Here is a 16,816-nt window from a genome sequence, read left to right on the forward strand (position 1 = left end):
CCGGTTACTTCGTTCTTGCGCGCCAATCGGCGTATTTCGGACTGTCGGGACCGACCGGCAGCGGCACTTCAGCGCCGCTGTCGGAAGACTGGTAGATGGCGGTGACGAGTTCCAGCGCGCGGCGCGCGTCCGTCGTTGTCACCGGCAGCGGTCCTTGACCGCTGAGGAAGGCATGGAACTGGCCCATCTGGGTGGTGAAGCGCGGCGCGACCGGCTGCCAGTCGCCGACCACCCGGTCGATCTTTTCCTGCACGTCATCATTCGCGGCGATGATCTTCCAGGGATCCTTGCCTGGTGTGTAGGGCTCGTGGGTGCTTTCGAAAGTGACATTCTCGAAATGCAGCCTCAGCCGGCTCATCTGTTCCTGTGAACCCAGCGTGCAGGACAGCGAGACGAAGGCACCGTTTTCCATCAGCAGGCTGGCGGAGGCGCAATCCTCGACCTCGATATCGTTGACGCGGGTGGCGACGCGGCCGAAGACCCTTGCCGCCGGACCCATGAGATGCATCAGCATGTCGTGCAGATGCAGGGCATGGGTGACGAGCACACCGCCGAGTTCCGTCGCCCATTTGCCGCGCCAGGGCACGGCGTAATATTCCGGCTTGCGCAGCCAGAAGGTTTCGACCGAGGCCGTATAGGCTTTGCCGGCAATACCGGCGTCGATGATCCGCTTGGCCTTCTGGATACCGTCGCCATAGCGGTATTGGAAGATCGGCATCAGCACGCCTTTGGCGTTCCTTTCCGCTTCCATGATGGTATCGACGCCGGCAAGCGAACCGGTCAACGGCTTTTCGCAAACGACATGTTTACCGGCGGCGAGCGCGGCGACCACCTGCTCCAGATGGATGCCCGGCGGGGTGCAGATATCGATGATGTCGATCGTGTCGTCGGCGAGCAGCTCGGCGAAGGAGGTGGTACGCCGTTCGATGCCGAACTCGTCGCCGACGGCCGCCAGACGCTGTTCATTCAGGTCGCAGATTGCCGCGACCTTGAACTTGTCTGCATGCGGCAGATAACCCTCGACGATATGGGAGCGGCCGATACCGCAGCCGACAATCGCGACCGTCCTGATGCTCATCTCGTTCTTTCCCGTTGCCGCCATCAGCGCTTCATGCCCGTCGTGGCGATGCCCTCGATCAGAAGGCGCTGGAAGAACAGGAAGAAGAAGAAGACCGGCACCAGCGTCAGAGTCGACATGGCGAACAGGCCACCCCAATCCGATGCGCTGGTGGAATCCACGAAGGTGCGCAGGCCGAGCTGGATCGTATAGGTGTTCATGTCGTTCAGGTAGATCAGCGGACCGAAGAAATCGTCCCAGGTCCAGATGAAGGAGAAGATGGCGGCCGTCGCCAGCACCGGCAGCGACAGCGGCAGCATGATCTTCCAGTAGATGCGCCAGGCGCTGCAGCCATCCATCATCGCCGCCTCATCGAGTTCGCGCGGGATGCCGCGGAAGAACTGCACCATCAGGAAGATGAAGAAGGCATCGCTTGCCAGGAACTTCGGCACGACGAGCGGCAGGATGGTGTTCACCCAGCCGAGGTTGAGGAAGAGCACATATTGCGGGATCAGCGTCACGTGATAGGGGATCATCAGCGTGCCGAGCATGATCGCGAACCAGAAGTTCCGGCCGGCAAAACGCAGCCGCGCAAAGGCGAAGGCCGTCAGCGAACAGGCGATAACATTGCCGGTCACCACCAGCAGCGAGATGACGAGCGAATTCCAGAAGAACCGGCCAAAGCTGACATCGAGGCCGACCCAGCCGCGCGCATAGGAGGAGAGATCGATCGACGACGGGATAAGCGAGGTCGAGGAGAAGATCTCGTTTTCCGGTCTGACCGATGCCGAAACCATCCACAACAGCGGATAGAGCATGAGAAGTGACGCGGCGATCAGCAGGGCGTGGATGATGAGCGACCCCGGCAGGCTGCGTTTGTTGATATCCGATGGCGGCCTGGCCGCAGTGACGGAAGCGGTCATCTCAGTCATCGTAGTGCACCCAATAACGCGAGGTCAGGAAGGAGAAAGCGGTGAAGATCGCGATGATCACCACCAGGATCCAGGCAAGCGCCGAGGCATAGCCCATGCGGAAATTGCCGAAGGCTTCCTGATAGAGGTAGAGCGTGTAGAACAGCGTCGAGTTGATCGGGCCGCCCGTGCCGCCTGATATGATGAAGGCCGGCGTGAAGGCCTTGAAGGCTTCGATCGTCTGGACGACGGCATTGAAGAAGATCACCGGCGTCAGAAGCGGCAGGGTGATCTTGTAGAATTGCCGGAATTTCGAGGCGCCGTCGAGGCTGGCCGCCTCATACATGTCCTGCGGGATCTGGCGCAGGCCAGCCAGGAAAATAATCATCGGCGAGCCGAACTGCCAGACCGACAGTGCCACCAGCGTGTAGATCGAATAGTTCGGATGCGAGATCCAGCTCGGACCTTCGATGCCGAAATGCGAGAGCGCGGCATTGACGAGGCCATCGCTGGCGAAAAGCTGACGCCAGAGCACGGCGATCGCCACGCTGCCGCCCAGCAACGAGGGGAGATAGAAGATGGCGCGATAGATCGGCAACCCGCGCAGGCCGCGGTTCAGCGCCATGGCGACCAGCAAGGCGAAGGTCAGTTTGAACGGGACGGAGAAGACGACATAGGTCAAGGTGACGTGCATGGCGGCCGAAAATTTCGGATCCGCCGTGGCGATGCGCACGTAATTCGCTATTCCCACCCACCTCGGCGACTGCAGCATGTCGAAGTCGGTGAAGGAGAGGTAGAGCGAAATCAGGGCCGGCCCGAGCGTCAGCCCGAAAAAGCCGATGAGCCATGGAAGAAGGAAGAGATAGCCGGGAGCATTGGCGTTCCAGAGACGCCTGAAACGTCCTTCGGCCACGGCCCCCTGATATCTTTCCACATTTATGGCCCCTGCGGGCGTGCGCATCGCATTGCTCATACGGGATCAGCCTCGTGCGAGAATCTGCGTGATTTCGGTGACAAGCTGTTTGCCGCCATCGGCAGGAGATAGCTGTCCGAAGGCCACCTGCTCGGCGATGTTACGCAGCATCAGTTCGCCTTCACCGGCGCCGGCGGGCGGCGGCGGCGGCAATTTGCCGGCGAGATCGCCAAGGCCGCTGACATATTCCAGCGGAACCTTGCCGTTCTCATCGAGCTTCGCCGCGACGACCTCGCGCATGGCGCTCGATTCCGGAATGCCGCGTTCGACATCCAGGAGGACCGCTGCCTCGGGGTTCTTGACGAAGAAATTGACGTAGTCCACGGCCAGGTCGACCGCTTGCGACTGGGCCGAGACCGAGAAGAACATCGAAGGCTTGCGATAATGGCCACCCTTCGAATCCGCCTTGATCCGCATATAGTTGGTCAGCGCCAGCTTGTCCTTGTTCATTGCCTGATAGGCGACGAACTGGTTGGAATGGGCAAAACCGGCAGCCGACTTGCCGAGCGAGACCGTGTTGGTGTCGATATCGTTCTTGTCGAGAGCCTGGACATCGGCGGGAACGCAGGCGCCGGCCTCACGGAACTTGGCCCACATGTCGTACCATTCCGAGGCGTCGTCCACGCCGAAGGCGATCTTGCCGTCGGCGGTATAAAGCGCCTTGCCGCGCTGGCGCAGCCAGTTTTCGAACAGCGGTTCACCGCCGCTGCCGTCGGCCATGCCAAACATGCCCTTGCGTTTACCGGCCTTGGTGATCTCCGCACCCATGCGGGCGAACTCTTCCCAAGTGGTCGCCTGCGTCGGCAGATCGACGCCGGCTTCCTTGAAGGCGGTGGTGTTCAGGACCGTGGCGGCCGAATTCGCGCCGAGGCTGACGCCATAGAGATGGCCGTCGACGCTGCCGCCTTCGATCTGCGCCTTGTCGAAATCGTCGAGGTTGAGCTTGGCCGGCATATAGGATTCGAGCGGGGCAAGCGCGCCGCGCCGGGCATACTGAACGATATAGCGGTAATCCATCTGGATCACGTCGGGCGCGTTGCGACCGGCGACCTGGGTCGCAAGGCGCGGCCAGTAATCGCCCCAGCCGAGGAATTCGCCGGTGATCGACGTGCCCGAATTCTTAGACTGATAGAGCTGCGATACCTTGTTGGTACGATCTGCGCGCGGCTGCGAGCCCCACCACAGGAGACGCAAGCGCTTTTCCTGTGCCAAAGCGCTGGTTCCAAGCGCCGAGAGCGAAAGGAGCGTGGCCCCTCCCGCAACGAAATTACGTCTGCTTACACGTAGGGTCATTTTTTCCTCCTCCAAAGGGAAGCGCCTCCACACGCTTCCGAAACTAGTTACCCTTGCATAAATAACTAATTGGTTACAAGCTACGAGCAAAGCGGCAAGTGTGTCAAGCGGTGTCGGCCAGAGCGTGGTGCCGAAAAGTGTGAGCGGTTTCGGGCGACATCGTGCTCCGGCTGTTTGAGCCCTGCAAATTCGGTTTTTACAATTTCGCACCGAAGGCTTATGAGCGCAACATGCGAGACGGAGGTGGAGCGATGAACGACAGCGGGGAGAATGGGGAGAAGAAAAGGTCTCGACGCCCACCTCAGGAACGGACGACGCAGCGCGATCCGGAGCGGACGCGCGCCGCGATCCTTGAGGCGGCAACCCGGGAATTCGCCGAAAACGGCATGGGCGGGGCCCGCGTCGACGCAATCGCCGAACGCGCCGGCACCAACAAGCGCATGCTCTATCATTATTTCGGCGACAAGGAGCAGCTCTATCTCCGCGTGCTCGAAGAAGCTTATGTCGGCATCCGTACCGCCGAGCGCGCGCTTCATATCGGCGACCGCAGCCCGGAGGAGGGCATCGGCGAACTGGCGTTGTTCACCTGGCGTTATTTTCTCCAGCACCCGGAATTCCTCAGCCTGCTCGGCACAGAAAATCTGCATCGCGCCCGCTGGCTGCGCCAGTCCGTCCGGCTCAAGGAACTGCATTCGCATCTGATCGGCGAGCTTTCTCAAGTGCTCGAGCAGGGAAAGAAACAGGGTGTCTTCATCGAAACCGCCGATCCCCTGCATGTCTACCTGACAATCGCCTCACTCGGTTATTTCTACCTGTCGAACCAGTACACGCTTTCGACGATCTTCGGCCGCGACCTGATCGAGCCGACTCATCTCAATGCCTGGGAAAGGCATATCGTCCACGTCACGCTCGCCTCGATCAAGCGCTGAATTTCAAAAATCGGATTTGACGCTTGACAGCCGCGCCGCTCTTCTGCCATCAAGTAACTGTTTAGTTACCGGCTCGGGAGGGCCGGGCGACGATGCCCGCTCCCGCCGCAAAAGATTGCTGGGAGGATAAAATGGCACGCTTGGGGATCATCTTGCACGGCGTCACCGGCCGCATGGGTTACAATCAGCACCTGGTGCGCTCGATTCTCGCCTTCCGCGACCAGGGCGGCATCACATTGAAATCGGGCGAGAAACTCGAGATCGACCCGATCATCGTCGGCCGCAACGGCGCCAAGATGGAAGAGCTGGCGAAGAAGCACGGCATCAAGCGCTGGTCGACCGATCTCGACGCCGCGCTCGCCAATCCCGACGACACGATCTTCTTCGACGCCGGCACGACGTTGATGCGCGCCGAGCTGCTGTCCAAGGCGCTCGATGCCGGCAAGCACGTGTATTGCGAAAAGCCGATCTCCGACGACCTGCAAGTGGCGGTCGACCTTGCCCGCAAGGCGCGCCGCTCGGGCCTCAAGCACGGCGTCGTGCAGGACAAGCTTTTCCTGCCCGGCCTGCGCAAGCTGGCGCTGCTCAGGGATTCCGGCTTCTTCGGCAAGATCCTCTCGGTGCGCGGCGAATTCGGCTACTGGGTCTTCGAAGGCGATTGGGGCGTGCCCGCCCAGCGTCCGTCCTGGAACTACCGCAAGGGCGACGGCGGCGGCATCATTCTCGACATGCTCTGCCACTGGCGTTACGTGCTCGACAATCTGTTCGGCGAAGTGAAGGCCGTCTCCTGTCTTGGCGCGACGCATATTCCGCGCCGCATCGACGAACAGGGCAAGCCCTATGATTGCGATACGGATGATGCGGCCTATGCGACCTTCGAGCTCGAGGGCGGCGCGATCGCGCAGATCAATTCCTCCTGGGCGGTGCGCGTCCGTCGTGACGATCTCGTCACCTTCCAGGTCGACGGCACCCATGGTTCGGCCGTCGCCGGCCTGACGAAATGCTGGAGCCAACACCGCGTCAACACGCCGAAGCCGGTCTGGAACCCGGATCAACCGCAGACGATCGACTTCTACAAGACCTGGGACGAGGTTCCGGACACCCAGGCCTTCGACAACGGCTTCAAGGCGCAGTGGGAAATGTTCATCCGCCATGTCGTCGAAGATGCGCCGTGGCCCTATGGCCTGGAAGCTGGCGCCAAGGGCGTGCAGCTCGCCGAGCTCGGCCTGAAATCCTGGGCCGAACGCCGCTGGCTCGACGTTCCCGCACTGGAGCTCTGAACCGTGACGACGATCAATCTCCCCCTCGACGGCAAGATCGTCCCCTATACGCTGACCGGCACGCCGATCGCGGTCGCCAAGCGCGACGCCAAGGCCTTTCCGCGCATCGCCTTTGCCGCCGCTCATGTCGTTGCCGATCCGCTTGCCGACAACGATCCGTGGCTGACGCCGGCGATCGACTGGGAGCGGACGCTTGCCTTCCGCCACCGGCTCTGGGATCTCGGCCTCGGCGTTGCCGAGGCGATGGATACGGCGCAGCGCGGCATGGGCCTCGGCTGGCCGGAAGCGCGCGAGCTGATCCGCCGGGCGCTTGATGAAGCGGCCGGGCGCAAGGATGCGATGATTGCCTGCGGGGCCGGCACCGATCATCTGACGCCTGGCCCCGACGTCACCGTCGACACTATTCTCAGGGCCTATGAGGAGCAGATCGAAACGGTGGAGGCGGCCGGCGGCCGCATCATCCTGATGGCGAGCCGGGCACTTGCCGCCGCCGCCAAGGGGCCGGACGACTATGTCAGCGTCTACGACCGCATCCTCCGCCAGGTGAAAGACCCTGTCATCATCCATTGGCTCGGCGAAATGTTCGATCCGGCGCTCGAGGGGTATTGGGGCAATGGCGACCATCTGAAAGCCATGGAGACCTGCCTCGAGGTGATTAGGGCCCATGCCGACAAGGTCGACGGCATCAAGATCTCGCTGCTCTCCAAGGAGAAGGAAGTGGCGATGCGCCGCCAACTGCCGAAGGGCGTGCGCATGTATACAGGCGACGATTTCAACTATGCCGAACTGATCGCCGGCGACGAAGCGGGCCATTCCGACGCGCTGCTCGGTATTTTCGATGCGATCGCGCCGGCAGCTTCGGCGGCCCTCGAAGCGCTCGGCCGCAAGAGCAACCATGAATTCTTCGATCTGCTGGAGCCGACCGTACCGCTGTCGCGCCACATCTTCAAGGCGCCGACGCGCTTCTACAAGACCGGCGTCGTCTTCCTCGCCTATCTCAACGGTCTGCAGGATCATTTCGTCATGGTCGGCGGACAGCAGAGCACTCGCTCGCTGGCGCACCTGGCGGAGCTTTTCCGTCTCGCCGACAAAGCGCGGGTGCTGGCCGACCCCGAACTCGCCGCAAGCCGCATGCGCCAGGTGCTCGCCGTCCACGGCGTCAACTGAAGCGGGACACCGGCTGGGAGGAGAATGACATGCAGGTCGAAGGACTTTCGATCAATCTGGCGACGATCCGCGAGCAATGTGGCTTTGCCGAAGCCGTCGACATCTGCCTGAAACACGGCATCACCTCGATCGCGCCCTGGCGCGATCAGGTCGCCAAGGTCGGTCTTGACGAGGCGGTGCGCATCGTCAAATCGAACGGCATCAAGCTGACCGGGCTTTGCCGCGGCGGTTTCTTCCCGGCGGCAAATAATGCCGACTGGCAGAAAAATCTCGACGACAACAGGCGCGCCATCGACGAGGCGGCCGCATTTTCAGCCGACTGCCTCGTGCTCGTCGTCGGCGGCCTGCCGGGCAGTTCGAAGGATATCGTTGCGGCCCGTCAGATGGTGTTCGACGGCATTGCCGCCGTGCTGCCGCATGCGCAGGCGGCCGGCATGAAGCTCGCGATCGAACCGCTGCATCCGATGTATGCCGCCGACCGCGCCTGCGTGAACACGCTCGGTCAGGCGCTCGACATGTGCGAGCCGCTTGGCGAGGATGTCGGGGTGGCGATCGATGTCTACCATGTCTGGTGGGACCCCGATCTTGCCAACCAGATTGCTCGAGCGGGCCGCATGAAACGCATCTTTGCCCATCACATCTGCGACTGGCTGGTGCCGACCCGGGATATGCTGCTCGACCGCGGCATGATGGGCGATGGCGTGATCGACCTCAAAGGCATAAGACGAATGATCGAGGCCGCCGGCTTCTTCGGCGCGCAGGAGGTGGAGATCTTCTCGGCCGAGACCTGGTGGAAACGCCCGGCCGACGAGGTGATCGCCACCTGCGTCGAACGCTTCCGGAGCTGCTGCCAGATCTGATTTTCAATATTTGTTTCATCACGCATGCAGGAGGATCATTCGATGGAGAAACGCCGTTTTGCCCTGATCGGCACCGGGAACCGCGGCACCACCATGTGGGGCAAGGATCTGCTGGCCGGCTGGCGCGAACATGTCGACCTCACAGCCATCGTCGAGAAGAATTCGCTGCGCGGCGAGCGCGCCCGCAACATGATCGGCAGCAACGCGCCGCTCTATGACAATATCGATTCCATGCTCGTCGAGCAGAAGCCGGATCTGGTCATCGTCTGCACGCCCGACCATACGCATGACGATATCATTGTGCGGGCGCTGGAGTCCGGCATCGATGTCATCACCGAAAAGCCGATGACCACCTCGATCGAGAAAATTCGCCGGATTCTCGACGCAGAAAAGCGCACCGGCCGCCGGGTCGACGTCTCCTTCAATTATCGCTATGCGCCGACGGCCGCCAAGATCAAGGAACTGCTGAACGCCGGCGAGATCGGCCGGGTGACCTCAGTCGACTTCCACTGGTATCTCAACACCAAGCACGGCGCCGACTACTTCCGTCGCTGGCACGCCTATACGGAAAATTCCGGCAGCCTGTTCGTCCACAAGGCAACGCATCATTTCGATCTGCTGAACTGGTATCTCGACAGCGATCCGGAGTCCGTCACCTCGTTTGCCGACCTGCAGAATTACGGCCGCAAGGGCCCGTTCCGCGGGCCCCGCTGCAAGCTCTGTCCGCACACGCAGGAATGCGACTACTATCTCGATCTTGAAGCCGATCCCTTCCTCGACCAGCTCTACGAGGATCCCTCGAAGATCGACGGCTACTTCCGCGACGGCTGCGTCTTCCGCGAGGACATCGACATTCCCGATACGATGGTGGTGTCGCTCCGTTACCGCAACAACGTCCACGTCTCCTATTCGCTGAACACTTTCCAGCCGATCGAAGGCCATCACCTGGCCTTCAACGGCACCAAGGGGCGGATCGAGCTTCGCCAATACGAGGCCCAGCCCTGGGAAGAGCCGAAGCAGGACACGATTCTGCTGATCCGTAATTTCCCGAACGGCAAGGAGGCGGTGGAGCGCATCGTCGTTCCGCATTTCACCGGCGGCCATTACGGCGGCGACGACCGGATGCGCAACATGATCTTCAAGCCGGATATGGAAGACAGGCTCGCGCAGCGCGCCGGCACGCGGGCGGGCGCCATGTCCGTGCTTTGCGGTATTGCCGCGCTGACGAGCTCGCGCACCGGCAAGGTGGTCGACATCGCCGAGCTGATGCCTGAGCTTGCCAATGACGGTTCGCCGAATTCGCTGAGGTCGTCACGCTGACGCCTGCTGTGTAAGCTCGCTCGGCGAGGCGCGCGTCAGGCGATGTTTTCGAGATTCTCCCGGCGGATTTGGTAGAGCAGCGGCCGACCGGCCACGAAGCGCTCGACCTCGTCAGCCGCCATCTCGCCGAGGCGCGCCCGTTCCAGGCCGACGGCGCCGGCAATATGCGGCGTCAGAAAGACATTCGGCAGATCGTAGAAAGCAGAATCGGGCTCAGGGATCTCCGGATCGGTGACGTCGATGACCGCGTCGATGCGGCCGCTCTTCAGCACTGAGAGCAGTGCGGCCTCATCGATAAGAATGCCGCGCGCCGTGTTGATGAGTGTCGCCCCGTCCTTCATCAGCGACAGCCTTCGCGCATCGATCATATGCTGCGTCGAGGGCAGCGACGGCGCATGCAGGGAAACGATATCGGCTTGCCGCATCAATTCGTCGAGCTCGACCTTTTCCGCTCCGAGGCAGGCCGCCTCGGCGGCATCGAGCGTGGGATCGGAGAGCAGCAGCCTGTAGTCGAAGGGTTTCAACAGCTCGATGACGCGCCGACCGATGCGCGAAGCGCCGACGATGCCGACGGTGCGGCGGTAATTTCCGATCGCCTGACGCTGCATCGAATGGGTCCGGTCGCGGTTGCGATCGGCGACATAGAGATCGCGGAAACGGAAGACCCGCTTGCCGGCGAAGATGATCGCGGCAAGCGTGAATTCGGCAACCGGCACGGCGTTGGCCTCGGCCGCATGGCTGACCGGGATACCGGCCGCGAAGATGGCGTCGTCGATGACGCCCTTGACCGTGCCCGCAGCATGAACGATGAGCTTGAGGTGCGGCGCCGCGGTAAGCATTTCGGTCCCGGCATAGGGTCCGCCCCAGCCGGTGATCAGGATTTCGGCCTGGGCCAGCAGACGCCTCGCACGCTCGTCGTCGAAACGCTGCAGCGGTTTAGCGTCCAGCAGGCGGCCGATGCCGTCCAGCCGGCGCAGAACCTCATCCGGCAAGACATGCTCGGTGCGCGACGGCTGCATGGCAAGGACAATCGCCGGATGGCTCATGGCATCTGCCCCGGCGCTTCGATGGCGCTCACCGTCACGCCCCTTTCCCTCACCACGGCCCCCAGCGCCGTAATGTCAGGCGCTTTCGGCGGTCTTGTCCAGGCAGACGAAACGGCAGCGGGATTGTCAAGCCCCAGCACCGCCGTCACCAGGATGGTTTCGCCGGCCGGAATCTGGCCGCGCAGCTGCGGCACGAGGGTTTTCGCAACGATCACATTGGTGTTGGGCATTGCCTTCTGGACGAGCCCGGACCGTTTCACCGAAGAGCCGAGATCGAGAATGCCGGTGAAATCGGCCTCGCCGATTGCATAGGCAACCCCATTCGAGGCGGACAGCCTATCCAGCTCGAAATCCCGGCGACCGATGGCAAATCCGCCTTCGGCAATCCGCAGCGGCCGGCTTGTCCTCACCCGGTGGAGGCGGATATGCCAAGGTACTGCGGGCACGAGCCAGGTTTCGACGCCGACATCCGGGAAAGGCGACCATTTCGCAAAAAGCACGTCGCCTGCGAGCCTGGCCTCCTCGTTCGTTTCGCGCACCCGGTAGTGCAGGCCGTCATCGCTGAAGGCCAGCATCGAGTCGAAGGCGGCGAGCGCAAAGGCACGTTCATCGGCCTCGACGCTGAAGCCGTAGCGGGCGGAATAGGCGAACTTGGCGTATTTTTCCGTGCCGAACCGCATCTGCAGGTTTTCCTGGCCGGAGGACAGCGCCACGACATCGCCGCCCGCCCGCATGATCACCATGCCGGGATGACGCTGGGGAACGACCTCGGGCGCCTGCTCCGGCGCTTTTTCCGTCGCGGTCCAGAACGGATGATCCTCCGCGATCGCCAGCGGCAGGAAGGCCTTGAAGGCCCAATAGGGCGAACCGGCGGAATTGTAGCTTTCCGACATCAGCAGGTTTGGATAGCCGAAACCGATCGACAGCACGCCGTCGCGATCGGCAATCGGCTTGTCCTTCCACCAGCGCAGGTGCTGCAGGCAGAGATGCTTGACCTCACCCCAGGGCAGGGCTTCGACATCGGCAAAGGCAAGCGCCGACCAGAAGCCGGCGCAGGCGAAGCGATAGGTCAGACTGCGGCCGAAGGGGATCGTCGCCCCGTCAGCGGCGAACCAATGCCGGAAATCCCGGGCAAAAAGGATCGCGCGCTCGCGATAGCGCTTTGCATAATCGTCGTCGACGAGCTTCGAATAGATCAGGCCATAGAAATGCATGGCAAAGGGAATGTAATGGTCGATGCGGCGCACGTTGCCGTCGCGATACCAGCCGTCGCCGATATAGAAGCCTTCGAGTTCCTGCAGATATTGCCGCGTCAGGCTGCGGTCGAAATCGGCGCCGAGACGATCGAGCGCGATGTCGACGAAAATCCGGAAGAATTTCCAGTTGTTGTCGGCATAGTCGAACTGCCTGACATGCTTGAGATAGGCGATCACATTGCCGCGGGCACGCGCATCGAGCGGTTCCCAGATCTTTTCCGGTACCAGCGCCAGGGCAAAACCGAGAGCGGCAAGCTCGACCATCCGCTGATCGCGGCCATTGACCGTTCCCCAATATTCGGGATGGGCGGGATCGGTGCCGTTTGCGAGGCCTTCGGCGAAACGATGCCAATGGGCAAAGTCGCCGTTGCCGGCACCAAGCGGCGCCAATCCCCAGAGCGGCCGGGCGAAGCCTTCGAGGTCGGCCGCCGCCCGGTCGAAATGGGCGGCGGTGCCGCTCAACCTGACGCGGGCATTGTCCTTCGAAAAGCAGGGAAGCAGCGGATCGAACAGATCAAGGAGGGCGCGGCTCATATCGGCACGGGTTTCGAGCGGATTGCCTGCGAGCGGGTTGGCGCTGGCGGGATCATAGGTCATCGGCGTCACTCACGGGGTTCGACGTTCACAACGGTCCCTCCCGGAACGGGAACGACTGCCTGGCAGATGTGGCGCGCCGGTGCCGTCCTGTCGCGGAAACGGGACAGCATCAGCGAAACGGCCTCGCGCCCGAGGGCGGCGCGGTCGACGCGCATGGTGGAAAGCTGCGGATTGGTCATCAGCGCGCAGGGCAGATCATCGAAGCCGACGATCGCGAAATCTTCCGGCACGCGCAGACCGGCTTCGGTGACCGCCTCGAGCACGCCGACGGCGATGAAATCATTCATGCAGAAGGCGGCGGTGAAACCGGCATTTTCGGCAAGGATCGCAGCCGTGTGTTCATGGGCCTCGCGGCTGGCGCTGCCCTGCAGCGTCATGGACACAAAACGGCCCTCGGCACCGGGGACGGCGGCGATCGCCGCCTCGAAACCGCGCACGCGCTCCCGGATCGTATGGCGGTGGGAGCCGCTCAGATGCAGGATGCGGCGATGGCCGGCCTTGGTCAACCGGCTGGTCGCCTCATAGGCTCCAAAGAAATTAGCCGGCGAAACGCCATCGAACTGCATCCTGGGATCGGTGCCGTTGACAAGAACGGTCGGCGTCATGCCGGCTTGCAGCCAGCCGCGCAACATCTCGTTCGGATCGATGCCGACGAGGAAGAGACCTTCGGCGCCTGCCGCCTGCATATGGTCGCGCACGGCATCCGGCGTGGTGCGATCCTCCCGGACCAGCCGGACCTCGAACGGCATGCCTGCGTCGACGGCTCCGGCACGCAAGCCGTCGACGATCGCTTCATAGAAAACGCTGAGACCGCCCGTGACGCCGTCGCTGGCAATCAGCGCCAGCCCCCCGGCAACGGCTTCGGAAGCCGGCTTGACCGGATAGCCGTGCTCGGCCGCCACCTTCAAGATCTGGCGGCGAACGGTTTCGCTGATACCAGGTTCGTTGGCAAGCACGCGCGACACCGTGGAGACGGAGACGCCGGCCAATGTGGCTATATCGGCCTGACGCGGCCGTCTGATCTTTTGGTCGTTCATAGGCAAACATTATGCAAGTTATGCAAATTTGCAAGAAAATGATTACTTCTTGCAATAAATATTTTTTTGCGTACCCTGTTTGCCGAAATGCCCCGACAGGCCATTGGAGGATGGCAGCGGGGCATATTGGGACAAGGAGGATATCATGCAGGTCAATCGCCGTTCATTCCTGATGGGTTCAGCCGGTGCGGCCGCCGGCCTCGCCTTCGGCGCCGGAAGCGCCATTCCGGCCTTTGCCGAAGACGCGCAGCTCAGGGCCATGTGGTGGGGTTCCAACGACCGCGCCAAGCGCACGCTCGATGTCGCCAAGCTCTATCAATCCAAGACGCCCGGCGTCACCATTGTTGGTGAATCGCTTTCGGGCGACGGTTACTGGACGAAGCTCGCAACGCAGATGGCCGGCCGCTCGATCGCCGACATTTTTCAGCTCGAGCCGGGAACGATTTCCGACTATTCTAAGCGCGGCGCCTGCCTGCCGCTCGATGAATTCGTCCCCTCGACGCTGAAGGTCGACAGCTTCGGCGCCGACATGCTGAAGCTGACCACCATCGACGGCAAGCTCTATGGTGTCGGCCTCGGTCTCAACTCCTTCTCGATGTTCTTCGACACGGTCGAATTCGAGAAGGCAGGCATCCCGCTGCCGACGGCCGACCTCACCTGGGATGAGTATGCCAAGCTCGCCGTAGAACTCGCCAAGTCCTCGGGCAAGGGCGGCGGCCCCTATGCGGCGCGCTACGCCTATGTATTCGACGCCTGGCTGCGCCAGCGCGGCAAAAGCCTCTTTGCCAGGGAAAGCGCTGGGCTCGGCTTCACGGCCGACGATGCCAGGGAATGGTTCGACTACTGGGAGAAGCTGCGCAAGGCGGGCGGCACCGTTGCTGCCGACGTGCAGACGCTCGATCAGAATACCATCGATACCAATTGCCTCGGTCTCGGCAAATCGGTGATCGGCATGGCCTATTCCAACCAGATGATCGGCTATCAGTTGATCATCAAGAACAAGCTCGGCATCACCATGCTGCCGCGCGAAAAGAAGGGCGGTCCATCCGGCCATTATTACCGTCCGGCACTGATCTGGAGTGTGGGCGCGACGAGCAAACAGGGCGAAGCCGCCGCGAAGTTCATCAGCTTCTTCGTCAACGATCCCGAAGCCGGCAAGATTCTCGGTGTGGAACGCGGTGTGCCCATGTCAACGACAGTGCGCGAAGCCATCCTGCCGCAACTCAACCCGACGGAGCAGGAAACGGTCAAGTACGTAAACCTGCTCAAGGATCAGGTTGGCGAATATCCGCCGCCGGTGCCGATGGGCGCAACCCAATTCGACCAGCGGGTGCTTCGCCCCATCTGTGACGAACTCGCCTTCGAACGGGTCTCGCCCGCCGACGCGGCAACCCGGCTCATCGAAGAGGGTAAGGCAACGATCAAAGGCTGATCTGTTGCCGGATATGAGAGGAGAGGCCCGCAAAACCCCGGCGGGCCTTTCTGTTTTATGCTAGAGAATTTCCGTTTTCACAGAAATGCTATAGTTTTTTTCACGCAATTCCGGACGCAAAACCGCTACACACTTTTGCTGGAATTGCGTGGTGTCAGTTGCCCAGGCTTTCAACCACGCGCCAATCCGGCCGGCCGAGATCGAAGGGCCAGGCGTGCACATCCCGATCGTTGAAATAGACCACCTCCTGCAGATTCGGGAAGGCGCTCTGCTTCAACGTGGCAGTTTCGATCCACGGCTTCATATAGGCGTCGCCACCTTGATAACCGAGTTCCGCCACCCAGATGGGCTTGCCGTAGCCGGCGACGAGATCATAGCCCTGCTTCAACGCTTCCGAGAACGTGCGGTGCTCATTGTGGGCAAGCTCGTCATAGCGCTGCAGGCCGAAGACCGAGAGTCCGACGAGGTCGACATAATCGTCGCCGGGATAATAGGCCTCGAGGCCGGGCAGTCCCTTCGGCGACCACATGATCTGTGTGCCGGGCGCCTCCTCGCGGACGATATCCATCATCCGCTTGTAGGCCGTGATATAGTCCTGCGGGCTCCAGCCGGACCATGAGAACCGCCCCGACTTGTCTTCCATCTCCTGCCCCCAGCGGACAATCACCGGGCTTTTCAGCTGGGATATCATCTGCGTGATCGCACGCATGTTGACATCGTAGTCGCCGCGCAGGACCTTTGCGCGAAGCTGAGCGGAGGTCAGCCGCCAATCGACGTCCCAGGACCAGGGCTCCACTGTTATCAGCAGGTTGCGGCCTCTGGCCAGCGCATAGGCGTCGGCGACGCGCAAGGTTTCGAGGTCGACGTCCTCCCAGGGCAGGAACAAGGCTTCGGTCGCGACATTCGCCTGCGCGCCGAAATCGCCGTGCGGATCATAGGCCCCGAACTTGATGCCGTCGGCATGAAGGACGGGGCGTTTGTCGATGATCGTCCGCACGGCCGCCGCCGGGTTCGGGACAATGCCGGCATATTGCACCTCGCTTCGGCTCGGCAGATCCGCGACACACAATAACAGCAGCGCCATCGCGGCGGTCGAGAGGTGGTTTTTCATTAGCTTCTTCATGGCTCACCCTCCTTTTCGGGCTACTTCCTGGCTCAGCAGGATCTGCTTCAGTTCGCTTGCCTTCGCGCTTACGGTATCGGCGGCAACAAGCTTCCCGAACTCATCGTCCTGGCGCACCGATGCATGGCGGAAGACGTACCACTCGCCGCTCGGCTGGCGCCGCTGATAGATCGTGTTGCCGACCTTGCGATGCCCGAAACAGGTGCTGGCGCGGGCCGCGCCCTCGGCATTTGTCCAGGTAGCGCGCATGCAGAGCTGGCCGAGATCGTCGACCACCCATTTGCCTTCGGCGAAAGACGGTTTCCCCTTGTCGTTGCTCCAGGCGACGAACCGCCGACCATCGTCGAAGAAACGGCCGCCTCCGGTATTCCAGGTCCAGGTCTTGTCGCCGTAGATCCGATAGAGCTCATAGGCGCTCAGCGGCGTCGGCGCCTTCGTTTTGGCGATCTCGGCGCCGTGCGCCGCCACCGGCAGACACAGGCTGAGAGCAAGCGCTGCTCCCCATAGTCTCGATCCGATACTCATTACATCCTCC

Annotated in this window: 15 protein-coding genes; 6 read left to right on the forward strand and 9 right to left on the reverse strand. The window is 62.0% G+C overall.

Annotated features, from left to right (window positions below; all coding sequences use genetic code 11):
• Window positions 1-4 precede the first annotated feature (4 nt).
• The 4 genes from FHT69_RS33485 to FHT69_RS33500 are packed head-to-tail and all read right to left on the reverse strand — an operon-like array spanning window position 5 to window position 4,234.
• Complete coding sequence (locus FHT69_RS33485; protein WP_028757924.1) at window positions 5-1,102, reverse strand: Gfo/Idh/MocA family protein; 1,098 nt, start codon at window positions 1,100-1,102, stop codon at window positions 5-7.
• Window positions 1,102-1,989, reverse strand: coding sequence for a carbohydrate ABC transporter permease (locus tag FHT69_RS33490; RefSeq protein WP_028757923.1), 888 nt, complete (start codon window positions 1,987-1,989; stop codon window positions 1,102-1,104). Before FHT69_RS33490 ends, FHT69_RS33485 begins: the two co-directional genes overlap by 1 nt.
• Window positions 1,982-2,941, reverse strand: coding sequence for a carbohydrate ABC transporter permease (locus FHT69_RS33495; RefSeq protein ID WP_028758429.1), 960 nt, complete (start codon window positions 2,939-2,941; stop codon window positions 1,982-1,984). The genes FHT69_RS33490 and FHT69_RS33495 overlap by 8 nt, the downstream gene beginning before the upstream one ends.
• A gap of 6 nt (window positions 2,942-2,947) precedes the next feature.
• Window positions 2,948-4,234: an ABC transporter substrate-binding protein gene (locus FHT69_RS33500; protein WP_029733086.1), complete on the reverse strand. Its 1,287-nt coding sequence runs from the start codon at window positions 4,232-4,234 to the stop codon at window positions 2,948-2,950.
• A gap of 251 nt (window positions 4,235-4,485) precedes the next feature.
• Between FHT69_RS33500 and FHT69_RS33505 the strand changes: the two genes are divergently transcribed.
• The 5 genes from FHT69_RS33505 (at window position 4,486) to FHT69_RS33525 (ending at window position 9,790) form a co-directional block, all read left to right on the forward strand.
• The gene (locus FHT69_RS33505; protein WP_127431870.1) at window positions 4,486-5,163 is read left to right on the forward strand and encodes a TetR/AcrR family transcriptional regulator; all 678 of its coding nucleotides are present in this window, start codon (window positions 4,486-4,488) and stop codon (window positions 5,161-5,163) included.
• Window positions 5,164-5,294: 131 nt separating this feature from the next.
• Window positions 5,295-6,443 (forward strand): Gfo/Idh/MocA family protein, encoded by a 1,149-nt coding sequence (locus FHT69_RS33510; RefSeq protein ID WP_029733084.1) that lies wholly within the window; start codon window positions 5,295-5,297, stop codon window positions 6,441-6,443.
• Between the two features lie 3 nt (window positions 6,444-6,446).
• Entirely contained in the window at window positions 6,447-7,610 is a 1,164-nt protein-coding gene (locus tag FHT69_RS33515; protein ID WP_183906590.1) for a dihydrodipicolinate synthase family protein, read from the forward strand.
• Between the two features lie 29 nt (window positions 7,611-7,639).
• Window positions 7,640-8,470, forward strand: coding sequence for a sugar phosphate isomerase/epimerase family protein (locus FHT69_RS33520; RefSeq protein ID WP_029733083.1), 831 nt, complete (start codon window positions 7,640-7,642; stop codon window positions 8,468-8,470).
• Window positions 8,471-8,512: 42 nt separating this feature from the next.
• Entirely contained in the window at window positions 8,513-9,790 is a 1,278-nt protein-coding gene (locus FHT69_RS33525; protein WP_028758435.1) for a Gfo/Idh/MocA family protein, read from the forward strand.
• Window positions 9,791-9,825: 35 nt separating this feature from the next.
• Here FHT69_RS33525 and FHT69_RS33530 read toward each other — a convergent pair whose 3' ends face one another.
• Genes FHT69_RS33530 through FHT69_RS33540 form a run of 3 tightly spaced genes read right to left on the reverse strand, consistent with a single transcriptional unit; the run spans window position 9,826 to window position 13,726 of the window.
• A complete protein-coding gene (locus FHT69_RS33530; RefSeq protein ID WP_029733081.1) occupies window positions 9,826-10,836 on the reverse strand; it encodes a hydroxyacid dehydrogenase in 1,011 nt (336 codons plus the stop codon).
• Entirely contained in the window at window positions 10,833-12,689 is a 1,857-nt protein-coding gene (locus tag FHT69_RS33535) for a DUF2264 domain-containing protein (protein ID WP_183906591.1), read from the reverse strand. The genes FHT69_RS33530 and FHT69_RS33535 overlap by 4 nt, the downstream gene beginning before the upstream one ends.
• A 5-nt stretch (window positions 12,690-12,694) precedes the next feature.
• On the reverse strand, window positions 12,695-13,726 hold the full coding sequence (locus tag FHT69_RS33540; RefSeq protein WP_029868038.1) for a LacI family DNA-binding transcriptional regulator: 1,032 nt from the start codon (window positions 13,724-13,726) through the stop codon (window positions 12,695-12,697).
• Between the two features lie 145 nt (window positions 13,727-13,871).
• Here FHT69_RS33540 and FHT69_RS33545 point away from each other — a divergent pair, with 145 nt between their 5' ends.
• Complete coding sequence (locus FHT69_RS33545) at window positions 13,872-15,158, forward strand: ABC transporter substrate-binding protein (RefSeq protein ID WP_127431875.1); 1,287 nt, start codon at window positions 13,872-13,874, stop codon at window positions 15,156-15,158.
• A 154-nt stretch (window positions 15,159-15,312) separates the two neighbouring features.
• On the opposite strand, the gene FHT69_RS33550 is transcribed toward FHT69_RS33545, so the two are convergent.
• On the reverse strand, window positions 15,313-16,281 hold the full coding sequence (locus FHT69_RS33550) for a glycoside hydrolase family 26 protein (RefSeq protein WP_183906592.1): 969 nt from the start codon (window positions 16,279-16,281) through the stop codon (window positions 15,313-15,315).
• 3 nt (window positions 16,282-16,284) lie between these two features.
• Entirely contained in the window at window positions 16,285-16,806 is a 522-nt protein-coding gene (locus FHT69_RS33555; protein WP_028756230.1) for a DUF995 domain-containing protein, read from the reverse strand.
• Window positions 16,807-16,816 lie beyond the last annotated feature (10 nt).

The sequence above is a fragment of the Rhizobium sp. BK008 genome, assembly GCF_014197345.1.
GTDB lineage: Bacteria > Pseudomonadota > Alphaproteobacteria > Rhizobiales > Rhizobiaceae > Rhizobium > Rhizobium anhuiense.